The sequence below is a fragment of the Ignavibacteria bacterium genome, from assembly GCA_013177855.1.
In the GTDB taxonomy this organism is placed as follows: Bacteria; Bacteroidota; Ignavibacteria; order Ch128b; family Ch128b; genus Ch128b.
Genome location: JABLYA010000001.1, coordinates 625,087 through 643,222 on the forward strand (window position 1 = coordinate 625,087; position 18,136 = coordinate 643,222).

General features: G+C 33.1%; 12 protein-coding genes. All 12 read right to left on the minus strand.

All coding sequences use genetic code 11. From position 1 onward, the window contains the following. Position 1: 1 nt before the first annotated feature. Positions 2-2,068, minus strand: coding sequence for a hypothetical protein (locus HPY57_02715; protein NPV10683.1), 2,067 nt, complete (start codon positions 2,066-2,068; stop codon positions 2-4). Positions 2,069-2,241: 173 nt separating this feature from the next. After that, entirely contained in the window at positions 2,242-3,567 is a 1,326-nt protein-coding gene (locus HPY57_02720) for a saccharopine dehydrogenase (protein ID NPV10684.1), read from the minus strand. Further along, positions 3,564-4,871, minus strand: coding sequence for a hypothetical protein (locus HPY57_02725; protein NPV10685.1), 1,308 nt, complete (start codon positions 4,869-4,871; stop codon positions 3,564-3,566). The genes HPY57_02720 and HPY57_02725 overlap by 4 nt, the downstream gene beginning before the upstream one ends. A 247-nt stretch (positions 4,872-5,118) precedes the next feature. After that, on the minus strand, positions 5,119-5,733 hold the full coding sequence (locus tag HPY57_02730; protein NPV10686.1) for a hypothetical protein: 615 nt from the start codon (positions 5,731-5,733) through the stop codon (positions 5,119-5,121). Next, positions 5,720-6,664, minus strand: coding sequence for a hypothetical protein (locus HPY57_02735; protein NPV10687.1), 945 nt, complete (start codon positions 6,662-6,664; stop codon positions 5,720-5,722). Before HPY57_02735 ends, HPY57_02730 begins: the two co-directional genes overlap by 14 nt. A 96-nt stretch (positions 6,665-6,760) precedes the next feature. Next, a complete protein-coding gene (locus HPY57_02740) occupies positions 6,761-8,911 on the minus strand; it encodes a cytochrome B (protein NPV10688.1) in 2,151 nt (716 codons plus the stop codon). Positions 8,912-8,942: 31 nt separating this feature from the next. After that, positions 8,943-9,512 carry a universal stress protein gene (locus HPY57_02745; GenBank protein NPV10689.1) on the minus strand — a complete coding sequence of 190 codons (570 nt, stop codon included), beginning with the start codon at positions 9,510-9,512 and terminating at the stop codon, positions 8,943-8,945. Between the two features lie 109 nt (positions 9,513-9,621). Then, on the minus strand, positions 9,622-10,629 hold the full coding sequence (locus tag HPY57_02750; GenBank protein ID NPV10690.1) for a dihydroorotate dehydrogenase-like protein: 1,008 nt from the start codon (positions 10,627-10,629) through the stop codon (positions 9,622-9,624). A 138-nt stretch (positions 10,630-10,767) separates the two neighbouring features. Then, complete coding sequence (gene nifJ / locus HPY57_02755; GenBank protein ID NPV10691.1) at positions 10,768-14,385, minus strand: pyruvate:ferredoxin (flavodoxin) oxidoreductase; 3,618 nt, start codon at positions 14,383-14,385, stop codon at positions 10,768-10,770. Between the two features lie 227 nt (positions 14,386-14,612). Next, complete coding sequence (locus HPY57_02760; protein ID NPV10692.1) at positions 14,613-15,050, minus strand: hypothetical protein; 438 nt, start codon at positions 15,048-15,050, stop codon at positions 14,613-14,615. A 180-nt stretch (positions 15,051-15,230) separates the two neighbouring features. After that, positions 15,231-16,589 carry a sigma-54-dependent Fis family transcriptional regulator gene (locus tag HPY57_02765; protein NPV10693.1) on the minus strand — a complete coding sequence of 453 codons (1,359 nt, stop codon included), beginning with the start codon at positions 16,587-16,589 and terminating at the stop codon, positions 15,231-15,233. After that, complete coding sequence (locus HPY57_02770) at positions 16,586-18,106, minus strand: PAS domain S-box protein (protein ID NPV10694.1); 1,521 nt, start codon at positions 18,104-18,106, stop codon at positions 16,586-16,588. The genes HPY57_02765 and HPY57_02770 overlap by 4 nt, the downstream gene beginning before the upstream one ends. Between the last annotated feature and the right edge of the window lie 30 nt (positions 18,107-18,136).

The window sequence follows — 18,136 nt, forward strand, 5'->3', positions numbered from 1 at the left end:
TTTAATTAATCAATTTTATTACTACAGCTTCTTTGGGATACAAAGTCAAATTTTTGAATAAAATTCTGTTTTGATTCCGCTTTTCTCTCATAAACTCACTCAATGCAAAAATAACCATTCCATTTTTATTTTTTTGATTGAAATTTTTGAAAGTTAAGTCTTCTATTGTCTTATCAGAATTATTAATTAAGATCATAATTTGATCTTTTTTATCATAACGAAGATAAGCTAAAACTTCTGGATAATTTGTCTCGATAAATTTTATGCTCCGTTTCTTTGAATCATCAGGTTTAGAAAGAACTGTATTAGCTTTTCGAATTTTTATTAAGGCTTCATGAATATTTAGAATTTTGTTATCGATTAATTTTTCCCAATTCATATTTTGTCTAACATTCTCAGGTGGAGTTCTGCCAATCAAACCAATTTCATCACCATAATAAATCATTGGTGTTCCAGGTAAAGTAAAAAGTAGAACTAATGCCTGAAAAAATTTTAATGTATCCTGATCAAAAAGTGATAATGCCCGATGATTATCGTGATTGCTCAAAAATCTTAGCATCTGAAAATTAGGCGGATAAATCTCTCGTTCTTGAAGCAAGGTTCGTTCTAATGATTTCAAATCACTTCCATCAAAAAATCTCTGAATTGAATAATAAACAGGATAGTCGAAAAGCATATCAAATTCATCTTCAAAAAATGGAATTAAGTAATTTGCTCCATCCCAAACTTCACCTAAAATCAAAAAATCTGGACGAATCTTTTTTAATTCTTTTCTTAATCTATTCCAGAATTGGTGAGGTATTTCTTTAGCTGCATCACATCGAATTCCGTCAATTCCATCTTCAAAATTTCCATCACCATCTGGATCCATCCAATACTTTACAAAATTTATGAAGTAATCCTGTACCTCAAGATTTTCAAAATTAAACTTAGGCATATCTTTTTCGATGCCGAAATGTTTCCAATCAGAATTCAAAGAATCAACAAACTGAAACCAATCCGAATATTTTGAGGAAGGATTGTTTTTTGCTTCACGGAAATAAACAAAAGATGTATCGCAATGATTGATCACAATATCTTTAATGACTTTAATTTTTCGCTTTTTGCATTCTTTCAAAAAGTTAAGATAATCAGTCATAGTTCCATAATCTTTTTCAATCGAGAAGTAATCAATAACATTGTAACCATGATCTTTTGAACTTTCATTAAAAGGCATAAGCCATAATGCATCAACTCCAAGTTCTTTCAGGTAGTCAAGTTTACTCGTTAGTCCATTAAAATCTCCAATTCCATCACCATTCGAGTCTGCAAACTTTCTAACAAAGATTTCATACATAATTGCAGAATTGTAAAACTCTGGAGTTTTAATTTTTGCTTTGTATCGATCAACAAAGAATTTAGTTAAATAACCATTGTTGCGATTTCCTTTTTCGTCAGCAAATTCAATTAATATTTTATGTTCGCCTTCAGAAAGATTTTTTGGCAGATTAATTTTTAGAACTTGAGAATATTCATCAAATGAAAATTTAATTGGTTTATCATCAAGAAAAACTTTTATTGACGATTTTACTATCCTGCCCTCTCGACTCATCAATCTGCATGTAAAAGCTGTGATTTTGGTAATTCTCTTTCCAAACGGTGGATTCACATCAATAACAAATGGTGAATTATAATCTAACGGAATTAATATTCCATTTCGCCATTCGTCCTCAGTTACATCAGGTGCATTTGGATCTGTTATCCAGATTGAGTCATTGATTACAAATTTGTAATGGTATTCAATTCCAGGTTTTAATTTGATATCAACAAACCAGATTCCGTTCAAAGAGTCATAACTCATTAAATATTGATTTTTCTGCCATTGATTGAATGAACCTGCAACTGAAATGGAATTAATTTTTATCTCTGATAATTTTTTGATTTCAGATACTTTAGAATGAATAATTTGCGAAGGCGAAAAAGAAAATCTTATTCCATTTTCAACTGGATGTGGACTCAGGATAAGATTTTGTGAAAAACTTAAACGAATTAAAATTATGGATAAAAAGAATAAGTATCTAAGCTTCATTGTTCTTTATGTTTTTGTAAATATAACAATCGATTTGTTTGTAAGGCATGCATAAAAATAATTTCAAAATTTTGAATGGTAAATTAATCGAAGGAAACGTTTTAAATTACTCAGACCTAAAAAACTAAAATAAAAATATGTCGGGCTCTTTAATAGCCCGACATTAAATTAACTCAACTTATCTTTTCTCGTTTTTCAACCATCTTGATATTTAATTTTTCAAGTTCAGCAAGGACTGGTTCGTAAATATCTTTTGTGTTTGGAATTCTTACACCAATCTCATTTATCTGACCATTTGCAATCATTTTAACTGCAATTGCCATTGGAAGACTTACCGTTCTTGCCATTGATGTGTCGCCGTATGGAATTCCAAAATCAATTAGAGTTGATGTGATTTTATCCATTGAGCCGTCTTTATTTTCTACAATGAATGTGTGTTTAAGTAAAAGCATATCAACTTCGCCAGGTTTATATACAAGTTTTTCCTGCAAACGATTGCTTAACATATCGAGCAAATTATCTGCATTTGAAACAACTTCATCACTGAAAAGACCAAGCCACTCAAAGCGATAAATTACATCATCAATCTTTTCGATCTTAACTTTTTCTTTGATAGCTTCCTTCAAATTGCTTTCAGGACTTACTCCAAGAACTTTTGCTGTAATGTTTCTGTAAGTATTTCCATTGACAAAATCTCTCGTAGTTTCATCAATGAAACCGAGTTGATTTAGAACATAAAAAGTATCGCACCAGCCAAGATTACGATATGTTCCTCTTTTAACTGTCAGTGCATCTTTCAAACCATACAAATCTTTGTAAGGAACAGAATCACGGTTTGGATAAACTTCAAATTTCCCAAGACCTTCAATTTCTTCTACAACATAATTTCTAAATAAATCTTTTCCATCAATTTCAACTATTTTACCATTCTCCAAAAACCTTGCAGGATTTCGAGAAGCCAATACAACACCTCTCGGGCTCCAGCTGAACTTATATCCAAATGGATTGTCATTATGCTGCGGTGCTGGTAGTCCACCACAATAAGAATAAAAATGCAAAACTTTTCCACCTTCGTTTTCGACTTCGTTAATAATTTTCATTGCAGACATATGATCAATTCCAGGATCAACTCCAATTTCATTCAAGAACAATAAACCTTTCTCTCTAACTTTAGAATCAAGTTCTCTCATTGCTGGGCTGACATAAGAAGTTGTAACCATATGTTTACCGAATTCAACACAAAGCTCAGCAACTTTTATGTGATGAATCCAGGGAAGTAAACTAATTATTATATCGTTCTCTTTTATCAATTGAGCAAGCGCATCATGATCTTCAACGTTTACCTGTCTGGCTTTACCATTTGGGAATCCTTTTACTAATTCCTCCGCTTTGCTAACTGTGCGGGAAGCAACTGTCACCTCGAGTTCAGGTTGATTCAATAAATAATGAACTCCAGGACGACTGACTAATCCAGCGCCAAGAACTAAAATTTTTTTCATTGTCTTTCTCCCTTTAAATATTTTTCGATGTATTTGTATTCTTCAGTTAATTTACCTTTATGAAGGATAATTGCTTTTTTAATCGGATAAGGAAGATTTAATTCAGAAAAATCTTTATCAAAATGATTTTTTAAAATCTGCGGGATAAAGTTTTTTAAAACTTTCGAAAATTCCGATGAAGCTTCTCGCGAGAATTCACAGGGCAAATTGTCTACTGCCATCACAACTATTCCATCTTTTTGAACATCATCATAAAATTTATTTTCAAATGGATTAAAAGTAAAACAAGGATTATCAGGTTGAGTAGCCTTGTAAGTAATCTCAATTGCTCCTTCGATATCGCAACTTATATCTCCAATTACTAACAATGATTTGCTGATTTCAGGATTTGCGAGCAGAAACTTTTTGGTAACCAGTCTTGGATATTTTTCTGTCCAGAAAATGCAATTAAGAAGTACTCTTAAGTTTGGTAAATATTTTTCAAAATCGGACTGATAATTTTCGGGGTTGGTAAAAAATTCTTGAAGATTGAATTCACCTTCTCTTCTTCTTACTGTATCTTTTTCCTTAAAAACAATTTTGATTAAATGATGCTTTTCGTTTCTTAGGGATTCATAATTTTCAAGAAGAGCCTCAGGAGTAATCTCTTTATGTGGTAAGATATCAAAAAATTCTTGAGCACCTTTTGATACATTACCATATCCTGCAAAACCTACAGTTAAAGGCAAAACTTCATCTGGTAAACCTTTTTCGGAAATTTCTTCACCAATTCTTTTCAGAGCATCTTTCGCTTCTTCAACACTTGAATACTCATAAGGCTGTTTTAATTTATTGAAGGGATTATTAATTCCCATCAAATCTAACTTCTTACCTAATGCATAAAATGTTTCAACAAGTCCAGCATAGCCTGCATATTTACCAAAGAAAATCAATCTTCTGCCCTGTTCATCAACAATTCTTTCATAATCAATCAAATTGCATTTCAAATCCATTAGTTTCTGAAGCATAGGCATATTATGCTTCTGGCCTTTAATTACATGTGCAAAAAACACATAAGTTTTTTCTGGAAGAATTTTCTCTGGCGGAATTTCTTTTACTCCGAAAATTAATTCAGCATTTGAAAGATCCTCCGAAATCTCTGCTCCAGCCTGGAGATATTCCTCGTCTTTAAATATTCTAATTTCCGACGGTTGTACTAAAATTTTTATACCAAGATTTTCGATTAATTCTTTTACATCCGATGGGATAAGGGGTGTTCTTCGTTCCCAAATACTTTTATCTTCACGGCGGATTCCAATAATCATACTTTACTCCTTTTTTGGTTCAAAAATTAAATGCGAGAGTAGAGTAAAGAGTTTTATTTAAAAGACATTTTCGTAGCGGGAAGGCAGATAATTCCGATGCCTGAAATGAAATTTAAGAGGTATTGATCTCGATTTATTTATCTGAAAAAACTCTCTCATCAATTGCAACTTATGAAGGATTAGAAATTTTATCAATCACTAAACATAAGTTTTAATATCAGCAATTAATTGAAAATAATATGAGCTTTTATTTTTTGCTCAAGATCATTTCTGGATGTTCTCGATTCTCATAAACATCTTTACCTTTTCCATGACATTCAGAACAATTTACTTCCATCCAATCTCGCCCAATATCGACAGGATGTTTGTATTCTAAGCCCTGAAGTGATAATCTTACAGGTTCATTTTCAAAACTTTGAGAAAGTATTGTGTGACAGGTATTACAATCTTTAGTTAAAACCTTTCCTTCGTTGCTGATATGCTTTCCATCGTGACAGCGGAAGCAACCTAAATAATACATATGACCAATATTATCAAAATGATTTTTCCAGCTCACTTTCATTTCAGGAAAGTAATTTCTTGAATAGATCTTCTGGATTTGATCTATTGCCTGTTGAATGTCTGACTTCATTGTCTTATAAACTTGCGGGTAATTCAAAGAATAAAATTCATCAATAATCTGGTAGATACTATCGAGAGCTATTTGCTTTGTTGTATAATCTTGTTCAAGTGCCTCTAAAGCTATACTTTTAATGTAGGGAAGTTTTCTATTTATCATTCCCTGAGAAATTAAATGATTTATTGATCTTGCAGGAGGATGATAAATATGAGTTGGTCGGTTATGACAATCAATGCAATCCATTCTCCTGGAAATTGCTTTTTTTCAGATCGTCATTTGAAAATTTTATTTCAGTGCTTTTGTAAGTTGTCTTTGTTCCATCAAGTCGTTCAACTTCAATATAAGGTATAATTTGTCTTTCTTTATCAAGTGCGTAATAAGTAATCTTATTTTTAATATTCATATGCCAGTGAATTCCGGAAGTAGGACCAGCTTCTTCATTTCCTCCTCCGATTTTCATTAATAAATATAAATTCCATTTTGTATTTTTTTCGTCACTTTCATAGTAATCATTAACAATTTGTTTTTCACTATAAAAGTGTTTGGGCCAATGACATTGTTCACAGGTCTCCTGAGCTGGTCTTAGATTCTCAATTGGAGTTGGAATTGGTCTTGGATACTTATTAAAAATTGTTGCATACACCTGATACGCACCTGAAAGTTTTGATCTTACAAACCATCCTGCACCTGGTCCTATGTGACATTTAACACAACCAACCCTTGAATGTGGAGATACTTTGTAAGCTGTATATTCTGGAGACATAACGCTGTGACAGAGCTCACCACAAAACGCATCTGAATCTGTATATTCATAAGCTTTATAACTACCAAATGCACTGAATAGCAAAAGTAAAATTCCAGCACTCGAGAAGAAAACAACAGCTTTTCTTTGGTGTGGATCATTCAAATTAATAACTGGGAATTCAAATTCTTTAGAGATTCCAGCCTTGATCCTTCGATTTTCTCTTAAAGCCCCAATGAAAAATATCGCTATTCCTATTAATAAGAACGCTGGCAAAATTACAAAAGCAATAATGCCCATATAAGGTTTTTGTTCTTTAGCTAGTAGTTCCAATAACATTAAAAATAAAATTAAACCAAAACTAACAACTGCCAGAGAACCGCCGAACAGAGAAACGGGATTATAAAAAACTTTTGGTAAAATTTTTTTCATAACTCTACCTTTATTTAGTATTAATACTTTACTGGCATTAAATATCTTTCAATAAAAATGGGGAATGATATTAAACCATTCCCCGAATTTTTTTTCTCAAGAATTTCCTTGTTGTTCTTTTTCTTCTTTTTGTTGTTGGGCTTTAATTCTTTCAAGTTCGAGTGGATGTTCATCAGCCATTTCTTCTTCAGTCAAATAACCTTTAATCCAGGCAAGGCTCATCGGGTAAACATCGGGATTAAACAGAACAAAGTAAAAATGCCATACTAAGATTGATAAGAACGCAAGCCATGCTTCAAAGTAATGAATTGTCCGAGCCACATCATAACCAAGTTTTGTAAATATTCCAATAAAAGTATTTTCAAACCACATAATAATTCCAGTAATAGTCATCACAACAGTTCCCCAGATTAAAGCCCAATACTCTGCTTTTTCGGCATAACTAAATCTATCGAGTTTTGGTTTGACAGGAGATAATCCAATGTTATACTTAAACACCCCAATTGCATCTTTGACATCTTTAAGATTTGGCAATAAATCTTTGAATAATTGTCTTCCTCTTTCAGTAAAAGCAAGATAGAAGATATGATAGATTGAATCGACAACCATTACAACAGCAGCAATTCGATGTAACAAACTTCTCCATTCAAAGAATCCTGGAATTAAATCTCTTAAATGTCTGACCCACCATGCATCAGGAAATCTTAAAGCAAATCCAGTTATTACGAGAGTAAAGAAACTTATAAGAAGGAGGAAATGCTGTATTCGTTCATTCACCGTCATTCTCAAATACAATGAATGTCCATGGTATTCGTGTTTAATTAAGCCACGTTGAATCATTTTTTTCCTTTTTGCTCTCTTAATAAAGTCTAAAATATTATGAAGCAGCATCCCACCAATAATTGTTGCAATAAGAATGATATAAATTGTTGAGATCCAGTAAAGTATTGGTTCTTCTTTTTCAGTTTCCACAACATGAATTTTCCCCATTGCAAATCGTTCATTCGCACCAGGATGACACTTACCGCAAGTTTTTACAAGATTTGCTTTATGAATGGTTGATGTTGAATCAGAAGAAGGCTTAATATTATGGTATCCATGGCAGCTCGCACAATTTGCAGCTTCTGTATCTCCACCTTTTATAGCAAGTCCATGGTAGCTTGTAAAAAATGTTGCAACTTGTTTGGTATTTAAACCATATCTTTCACTTAATTTGACAGAACTATGGCAAGGGGCACAAACCTGTACGGAAACATTTCTGATTGAAACAGGTGCTTTTGGATCATTGGGGCTTAATATATTATGTTCTCCATGACAATCTGTGCAGGTAGGTGCATCCATATTCCTTCTTTGAAGAGCAACACCATGAATGCTTTCAGAGAATTCTTTTGCAATTTTATCATGACATTTTCCGCAGGTCTGAACTACATTAAATTTTGAAACTGGTGATTTTTCATCTGAAGATTTTATAATTAAGTGAGAACTGTGACAATCGACGCAATTCGCTGCTTTAGAGTTACCTTTCAATAATGCCTGCCCATGAATACTATTTTCATAGGCTTTAATAAAACTTGTTTTTGATGCAACCAGACTTGATACTTCTGGCTTCTCTAAATGACAATTAAGACACAATTTTTCCTGAGCAATCTTTGTCTTCAGCGTATCTTGAGTTAAATAAGTCTTTGAAATCTTTGCTTTATGACAGGTTAAACAATTCGGAGCAAACGGATTTTCTTCAACCAAAGCCTTAAAGTGGATGGAATTCGAAAAATCTGACTTAACATCTTTATGACAATTTCCACAGGCATCGGTTAAATTCGAAACATAAAAAATAGATTTTTTATTCTTTGGGGATACAACATTGTGTGTTCCATGACAACCTTTGCAATTCAACGCTTTATCATCAAACTTTTCACCCATTTTAAATAGCTTAGGATGGAATGGGTGCTTGACCGCCGCATCTTTATGACAACTTGAGCATTTTATCGGTTCAATATTTTCTTTATGTGGAATTTCTTCTGCGCTAAATCCTTTGTGACAGGATACGCAACTTAACTTTTTATGAGGCGAGTTCTCAAGTATTGTTTTATCTACAAAAAGAGAAATCGTCTTTCCGTTGCGTTCCATTGTGAGTTCATTATCACTATGACAGGAAAGACAATCTTCATCCGTTTGTGCAAATAGAATTGAATTGTTAAAAAAGAATAAGAGCAGAAGAATGAAGGAGTAAGTTATTTTTCTTCTCATGCAGCTTTTTCCTCTCCCTATAGATTTTTTATTAGAATTCAAAAAAGTCATCTGGTTTATATTTTAAATGTAATTCTTTTTCCACATCTTCCCTTGTTAAGAAAGATGAAGTGAATTCTTCTGGTTTAACAGTTAAAACTGGAACTGGAGAATATCTGACAATTTTTTCTGCTACACTTCCCATCAATAAATGAGAAAAACCTGTTCTTCCATGAGAAGCAACCACTACAAGACCAATTCCATGTTCAATGACAAATTTTAAAATTTCTTTATAAGGGTTTCCCTGCAAGACTACAATTTCAACTTCTTCAACAAGATTTAATTTCTCAATTGCGATATTCTTCAATTGCTCTCTAATGTTTTTCTTCAATTCTTTGAATTTTTCTTTAATCTCTGGGAATTTTTTTTGCTTTTTTTCTGATGGAACCTGCTCACAAACATAAACCAGATAAACTTTTGCATCGTAAGTCTCTGCTATTGAATTTGCATATTCAAGAGCAATCAAAGAAAGTGGAGATAAATCTGTCGGAACTAGAATCTTTTCTAAGATTCTCTCTTTTTTTAACCTAACCAGAACCTGTGTTTTTGGTTTTTGCTTCATTCATCAACTGATTTTAATTCTCATCAGATTTCAATGACTAATTTTTTTTGTTTGTTCAATAATTAATTTAAAATAAAAATCCATCACAAAAATAAAATTAATTCTTTTCTTAGTATTTCAACTTATCTGGATCAAAGGTTTGCAGAATTTTCATATAGTTTGCACGTTCAAATGCAGCTGGATTACTAACTGATTTATGACTCATGCTTCCTTTCATTTGTTCGACGGATTCATATTCATGTTCTTCCATCCATTTTTTCATATCGTCAAGTACTTTAGCAATATGATTCTCACCATATTTAATCAAAGCTGAAAACATTTGAGTAACGCTCGCACCAGCCATAATCATTTTTATCACATCTTCTGCTGAAGCAATTCCACCTGTTGCTGCAAGATCTGCATTTATCCTGCCATATAAAATCGCAATCCATCTTAAAGGTAATCTATTTGCAAAAGGAGTACTTAAAATTACATTAGGCACAACTTCCAAATTTTCAAGATCAATATCCGGTTGATAGAAACGATTGAAGAGAATCAAACCATTTGCACCAGCTTTTGTTAATTCGTTCGCTATCCATGCGGTTGAGCTAAAGTAAGGACTAAGTTTAACCGCAATTGGAATTTTAACTACTTTTCGGACTTCTTTTACAATTTCTATATAAAGTTGATCAATCTCATTTGAACTTTTTGTTGGATCTGTTGCAAGAAAATAAATATTTAATTCAAGAGCATCAGCGCCGGCTTCTTCAATTTTCTTCGCGTAATCTGTCCAGCCTCCCAGAGACTTTCCATTCAAGCTGGCTATTACGGGTATATTCACCGATTCTTTAATTTTTCTTATCTGTTCAAGATAATATTCAGGGCCAATTTTATATTCACTAAATTCAGGGAAATAACTTAATGCCTCAGCATAACTTTCCGAATGAATTGTAGTTCGGTAATGCAATTCAAGCTGTTCTGATTCAATTTCTTCTTCAAAGAGTGACCATAAGACAATTGCTGAAGCACCTGCATCTTCTAACTTTTTTACTTTTCCAAGATCTTTAGACAAGGGGCTTGCTGAAGGCATCACAGGATTTTTTAATTTCAATCCAAGATATGTTGTGGATAAATCCATATTAAATTCCTCACTAAAATTTATTTCAAATTACACTTCAAAATCTAATTTAATCTTGATGTCAGCTCGCCTATCAACGAGCTGACATCTTAACGATAAATTATTCTCAAATTTTCAAAACTTAACTGATATCAAATCTCAGTTTTTATCTTTACCATTATGGCCATTGCCATTATGTGCATTAAAGAACATTTCATAAATCTTTGAATTCGCTAACTCTTCATACTGACGATAACGGATTTCAATTTCTTTCTGAGCTTCTTTCATCAACTTTTCAGCAACATCAGGATGAGACTTAGTCAACATTTTATAACGGGTCTCGTTGTAAGCATATTCTTTAAATGGAATTTTAATTCCTTTAGAATCAAACCTAAATGGATTCTTACCTTCTTTAATTAAATCAGGATTGTAACGATACAACTGCCAGTAGCCAGAATCAACAGCTAATTTTTGTTGATACATTCCTTTTTCCATATCAATACCATGAGCAATGCAATGGCTGTAAGCAATGATTAATGACGGACCTTCATAAGCTTCGGCTTCAAGGAAAGCTCGAACTGTATGAGCATCATTGGCGCCCATTGCGACTTTTGCAACATAGACATTACCATAAGTCAAAGCCATTAGACCCAAATCTTTTTTAGCAGTTGGTTTACCGCCCATTGCAAATCTTGCAACTGCTCCTTTAGGTGTAGACTTAGACATCTGTCCGCCAGTATTTGAATAAACTTCTGTATCAAGAACTAAAATATTTACATCTCTTCCTGAAGCTAAGACATGATCCAATCCACCATAACCAATATCATAAGCCCAGCCATCACCACCTATTATCCACACAGATTTCTTTACGAGATAATCTGCAATTGCAAGCAAATGTTTGACATCATTTGGATCTGCATTTTTAACTTCAGCTAAGCGTTTTTTCAATTCTTCGACGCGCAATCTTTGTTCGTAAATTCCAGCTTCATCCTTTTGATTTGCATTTAAAATTTCATCGACTAATTTTTCACCAATTTCAGAAGCCATCTTCTTTAAAAGATATTTTGCAAATTGATTGTGCTTATCAATTGCAAGTCTGAAACCATATCCAAATTCAGCATTATCTTCAAATAGTGAATTAGACCAGGCAGGTCCTCGACCATCTTTATTGTAGCTCCAAGGTGTGGTTGGTAAATTACCACCGTAAATAGATGAACAACCAGTTGCGTTTGCAATAATTGCACGATCACCAAAAAGTTGTGAAACTAATTTCACATAAGGAGTTTCACCGCAGCCAGCACAGGCACCAGAGAATTCAAACAATGGTTCAAGGAATTGCGAATCTTTTACATTTTCTACTTTAACTTTTCTTCTATCAAGCTCTAGAATGCTCAAGAAGTAATTCCAATTGACTCTTTCCTGTTCTCTTAATGGCAGTTGAGGCTGCATATTGATTGCTTTGAGTCTTGTTTCTTTCTTATTCTTTGCTGGACATACCTCAACACAAAGTGAACAACCTGTACAATCTTCTACAGCAACCTGTAATGTATAATAAAGATTTTCACCGTATTCCTTGGATTTGAACTTTGTGTATTTAAAGGTTGGCGGTGCATTCTTGATATATTCTTCTTCATATACTTTAGCTCTAATAGTTGCATGTGGACATACAATCACACATTTATTGCATTGAATACAAACTTCAGGATCCCAGACTGGAACTTCCAAAGCAATATTTCTTTTTTCATATCGAGCCGTACCAGAGGGAAAAGTACCATCGACTGGCATTTTGCTAACTGGAATTAAATCTCCTTTACCTGCAATGATTTTTCCTAAAACATCTTTAACAAATTCAGGGGCATCATCTGTGACTGGCGGTTGTAATTGCTTGGTACTTGTAATTTTATCAGGAATTGGAACCTCAAAGAGATTATCAAGAGTCTTATCAACTGCCTCAAAGTTCATCTGAACAACTTTCTCACCCTTTGCACCATAAGTTTTCTTGATTGCATCTTTTATCAAGGCAATTGACTGTTCCTTTGGAAATATATTTGAAATTGCAAAGAAACATGTTTGCATAATTGTATTGATCCTTACACCCATACCAGTTTCACGAGCGACTTTATAGGCATCAATTACATAAAGTTTCATCTTCTTATTAATCAAATCTCTCTGTGCTTTTTCGGGGAGTGAATCCCAGACTTGATCGGGAGGCACCTGTGTATTCAAAAGAAATACTGCACCTTCTTCAGCATCATCAAGCATATCGAATTTATCAAGGAATACCTGCTGATGGCATGCAATAAAATTGGCCGATGTAATTAAATATTCTGATTTAATTGGTTTGGGACCAAATCTTAAATGAGAAACTGTTGTGGAACCTGATTTCTTAGAATCATAAACGAAATATCCTTGAGCGTAATAATCAGTTCCTTCACCAATTATTTTAATTGAGTTCTTGTTAGCTCCAACTGTTCCATCAGCACCAAGCCCATAAAATTTGCAACGAATCGTTTCTTTAGGTTCAATGTTTAACTTAGGATCAAATTCAAGACTTGTATTCAAGACATCATCAACAATACCGATTGTGAAATGATTTTTGGGTTTTGATTTACTTAATTCATTGAAGATTGAGATAACCATCGAAGGAGTAAATTCTTTGGAAGAAAGTCCATAACGGCCACCAATAATTTTTGGCAATCTGAATGGCAGTTCATCGTTGTTGAATTTTTCAGTCAAAGCATTGACAACATCGAGATAAAGCGGCTCACCTGCTGAACCTGGTTCTTTGGTTCGATCAAGAACGGCAATTGCTTTGACAGTTTTTGGTAAAGCTTGAATAAAATGATCTACTGAGAATGGTCTATATAATCTTACTTTTACAACTCCAACTTTTTCACCTTTATCCATTAAATATTCAACTGTTTCTTCAACTGTCTGCGCACCAGAACCCATAAGAACAATTACTCTCTCTGCATCGGGTGCACCAAAATAATCAAACAAATGATATTGTCTGCCAGTTAACTTCGCAAATTTATCCATCTGCTTTTGAACGATTTCAGGGCATTTCAGATAAAATGGATTTACAGTTTCTCTTCCCTGGAAATAAACATCAGGGTTTTGAGCAGTGCCTCTAATAAATGGTCTTTCTGGATTCAAAGCTCTCATTCTGTGTGCGATAACCAGATCATCATCAATCATATACTTCATATCTTCGATGGTGAGCTGTTCAACTTTCATCACTTCATGGGAAGTTCTGAAACCATCAAAGAAATGTAAGAATGGAACTCTTGCCTCTAATGTCGCTGCTTGGGCAATTAAAGCAAAATCCATTACTTCCTGAACTGAATTTGATGCAAGCAACGCAAAACCTGTAGAGCGGGTTGCCATAACATCTGAATGATCACCAAAAATCGATAGAGCCTGTGCAGCAATTGAACGAGCTGAAACATGAAAAACTGTGGAAGTTAATTCTCCAGCAATCTTAAACATATTTGGTATCATTAAAAGTAAACCTTGTGATGCAGTGAAAGTGGTTGTTAGAGCACCACTTTGCAAAGCACCATGGACGCTTCCAGATGCGCCACCTTCACTTTGAAGCTCACTAACAATCGGTACATCACCCCAGATATTTTTTTTGCCCTCAGCTGCCCAGGCATCACACCATTCACCCATTGGTGATGAAGGTGTAATTGGATAAATTGCTATTACTTCATTTGTATGATAAGCTATATACGCTGCAGCTTCATTTCCATCAATTGTGACTTTTTTTCTTTCCATTTTACCCTTCCTTTAAAAATTTTTTGGATGTCAATTTTTTTTGAAAGTAACTATTGTCTTTTTTAAATAAAAATGCAAAAAATTCTCCAAATAATTTCAATTATTATGCCTATAAAACTTTTAAAAAATCTTGATTTATTTGATAATTATTAAGTTTTATCTCTCAGAATCGAAAAATTTGAAAACTTATTTTCAAAATTGAGAATTTTAGATATCAATTGTTGAAATCAATCTGCGGTGTAGAAATTTAAGACCTGGTTGAATTCAACAAGATCAATTGGTTGGTAAAAGACTTTATCGACTTGTTTTTGAACTTGATTTACAAGCTCTTGATGAATAATAGGGTGAGATGTAAATACAAAAATCTTAGAATTCGAACTTGTAGATCTGACTTCTTCGATCAGTTTTAAAGTTGATACATTTAAGGTAATATCAATTACAATTATTTCGGGTTGAAGCGTTTTAACAATCTGGAGAAAAGTTTCTCTATCGTTTACAGTCACTATTTTTTGAAAATCTTTTCTGAAATAAAGTGAGAAACTTTGAGCGAAGTCAAAATCTTCTGAATAAAGAACAATCTTAATTCTTCGATATAAATTTTTTTTACTTTCGGAGTTTGAATTTTCTATTTGAACTTTACCTTCCATATAAGAAATAAATTTCAATCATTATGCCACAAAAAATATTTCGATATTTTCTTATTTCCAGTTCAATCAGGATTTTAAACAAAGAATTTTTAAGAATTTTTAAGAATTGGTTTATGATAGTAAATTTTATTGCCCAAAATTAAGCTAGATATTCTCAATAGTGAAAATTAAATAATAAAAAAATATCACAAATGAAATTTACGCGAGTATTTTCAATTCCTTAATTCTCCTGTACAATGTAGCTGTGCTGATGCCAAGCATTCGTGCGGTTTTTTCTTTGTCATAATCATTCTGAGCAAGAGCTTTTTGAATGTAATCTTTTTCAAACTCGTTTATAGCGATATCAAGAGTTTTAAACGTACTTATAGAACCATTAGACTGCGTCAGATTATTTATGTATGAAGGCAATTCATTTAAAGTAATGTAATCTCCCTTACAAAAAATAACAGCTCGTTCAATAACATTCTCAAGTTCGCGTACTTCACCTTTCCAGGTGTAATTAATTAAGGCTTTCATTGCATCTGCATCGACGCCTTTAATATTTTTATTCATCTCTTTACGATATTTATCAAGGAAAAATTCAACAAGTAGAGGGATGTCTTCAACTCTTTCACTTAAAGATGGCAAATGAATTTCAACAACATTTAATCTATAATAAAGATCTCTTCGAAATCTTCCTGCTTCCACTTCTTCGTATAAATCTTTATTAGTAGCTGATATAATTCTAACGTCAACGGGAATTGGTGTTGATGAACCGACAGGAATAATTTCTTTTTGTTCGATCGCCCGCAATAATCTTACCTGAGATTGAAGAGGCATTTCACTAATCTCATCTAAAAATAATGTTCCACCATCTGCAGCCTGAAAATATCCTTCTTTATCTCTAATGGCACCTGTGAAAGAGCCTTTTTTGTGTCCAAATAATTCACTTTCAATTAATGTTTCAGGTATTGCGCCACAGTTTACCACGATGAATGGTTTATCTTTCCTTGGACCATTATAATGAATTGCTCTGCTAACAAGTTCTTTACCTGTACCGCTATTACCTGTAATCAGAACACTGCTATTTGTCCCTGCAACTGACTTTATCATCTCAAACACTCTTTGCATTGCGGGACTCTTACCAATGATATTATCAAAAGAATATTGCTTTTGTAATTCGCGGCGATAAAGTTGATTCTCGATCACTAACTGTTTGTAATCGAGCAGTCTTTTAATCTTTAAGATCAATTCATCGAAATCAATGGGTTTAAGGATGTAATCGCTGGCGCCTAATCTTAATGCTGCGATTGCCGTTTCGAGTGAACCATAGGCTGTGATAAAAATCGATAACAACTGAGGATCTATTTTGGAAACTTTTTCTAAAAGCTCTATTCCCTTCATTTTTGGCATTTCTATATCAGAGATCAGCAAATCATATTTATTATTTAAATACTTTTCATAAGCCTCTTCACCGTTCGATGCTTCATCAACTTCGTAGCCTTCCTGTCTTAAAATTAATGCAATGTTTTCTCTTAAAATTTCTTCATCGTCTACGATTAAAATTCTTGCTTTCATAGTTTATTCCATGTTTCAATATTAATTGGTAAAACGATTGTAAACGTTGAGCCTTCGCCTTCAGTACTATTTACTCTAATCTCGCCCTGAAAGCTTTTTATAATATTATAACTAACCCACAATCCTAAGCCAGTTCCTTCACCCACTTTTTTAGTTGTGTAGAATGGATCGAAAATTTTTTCCATTGTTGATTCAGACATTCCAATTCCATTATCTGAAATTGAAATATAAACTTTATTCTCATCACGATAAGTTTTTGCAACAATTTGTGGATTAGGATTAAAATAAATCATTCGATCTGCATCAATGCAAAGAGCATCAATAGCGTTGATTAAAATGTTTAAGAAAACCTGCTGCAATTGATCTGGGACAAGATAAAGAATTGGAATATTCGAACCGTATTCCTCAACAAAATTTATTCCTTTTGCTTTTTTACTGACCCTTGCGATCTCTATTGCAGATTTTAAAACTTTGTTAATTTCTGTTGATTGAAGTTCATAGGTAGATTGACGGGAAAAATTGACAAGGTCTCTGATTATCTTGGAGATACGATTTATCTGACTTTTAATTAATTCAAGCTTTTGATTTGTAAATTCATCTTTATTAGTTCGTTGAATGACTTGAACAAGAGAAGATATGGAAGCAAGAGGATTACCGACTTCGTGAGCAAGACCTGAAGCAAGTAAACCCATACTTTCCATTTTCTGAGCATGAATTAATTGCTGTTCGAGTTTTTTCTGTTCTGTTTTATCGCGATGAATTCCAAAGTAGCCAATTAGTTTCCCATTCTCATCAATTATTGGTGATACTAATAAATCAGTATAAAAAAGAGTTCCATCTTTTCTTTTATTAACAACTTCACCAATCCAGACCTTGCCCTGCTTAATCGTATCCCACATATTTCTCCAGAATTCTTTTGAATGTTTGTGTGAACTAAAGATATTAGGATTTTTACCAATTAATTCTTCTCTTGTGTAGCCACTTGATCTTTCAAACGCTGGATTGACATAAATTATTTTTCCCTCGATATCAGTAATTTCCAGCGGATTGACAGTATACTCAGCTACATTTGCGAATCTGACTAAATCAAGTTCTTTCTTTTTTTGAATAGAAATATCTCGCGCAAATACAAAACATAATCTAGTATCGCTTTGATTATTTGAGTGGTTAACCTGGAAGAAAGGTGCAAGAATAACTTGCACAAATTTCTTATTTTCACCAGCAACAAAAATTGTCTCAATCTCTTGATTTATTCCTTCTTTAATAGATTTATTAAAGACTTTAGCAAACTCGTCTCTTTTATCTTCACTTATAAAATCAATAAAGTTTTTATTTACAATTTCTTGTTTTGAGGAAAGAAAAAACTCGGATGCAGCTTTGTTACAGTGAAGTATAGACATTGATTGGTCGATGACAAAACTAATATCTGGAAGAATATCAAAGAAATAACAAGGAATATGAAATGTTTGATGCTTATGATTTGTTTTATCTTCCGTTACCAAAATTTTGTCGTTCAAATTTATTTCCATAATTCTTCGAAGCCCTCA

Bases quoted from the DNA above. Each gene is read 5' to 3' on its own strand.
- HPY57_02745 (NPV10689.1), bottom strand. From the start codon at position 9,512: ATGAAGCAAAAACCAAAAACACAGGTTCTGGTTAGGTTAAAAAAAGAG.
- HPY57_02765 (NPV10693.1), bottom strand. From the start codon at position 16,589: ATGAAAGCAAGAATTTTAATCGTAGACGATGAAGAAATTTTAAGAGAA.
- nifJ (NPV10691.1), bottom strand. From the start codon at position 14,385: ATGGAAAGAAAAAAAGTCACAATTGATGGAAATGAAGCTGCAGCGTAT.
- HPY57_02715 (NPV10683.1), bottom strand. From the start codon at position 2,068: ATGAAGCTTAGATACTTATTCTTTTTATCCATAATTTTAATTCGTTTA.
- HPY57_02725 (NPV10685.1), bottom strand. From the start codon at position 4,871: ATGATTATTGGAATCCGCCGTGAAGATAAAAGTATTTGGGAACGAAGA.
- HPY57_02735 (NPV10687.1), bottom strand. From the start codon at position 6,664: ATGAAAAAAATTTTACCAAAAGTTTTTTATAATCCCGTTTCTCTGTTC.
- HPY57_02720 (NPV10684.1), bottom strand. From the start codon at position 3,567: ATGAAAAAAATTTTAGTTCTTGGCGCTGGATTAGTCAGTCGTCCTGGA.
- HPY57_02730 (NPV10686.1), bottom strand. From the start codon at position 5,733: ATGGATTGCATTGATTGTCATAACCGACCAACTCATATTTATCATCCT.
- HPY57_02740 (NPV10688.1), bottom strand. From the start codon at position 8,911: ATGAGAAGAAAAATAACTTACTCCTTCATTCTTCTGCTCTTATTCTTT.
- HPY57_02750 (NPV10690.1), bottom strand. From the start codon at position 10,629: ATGGATTTATCCACAACATATCTTGGATTGAAATTAAAAAATCCTGTG.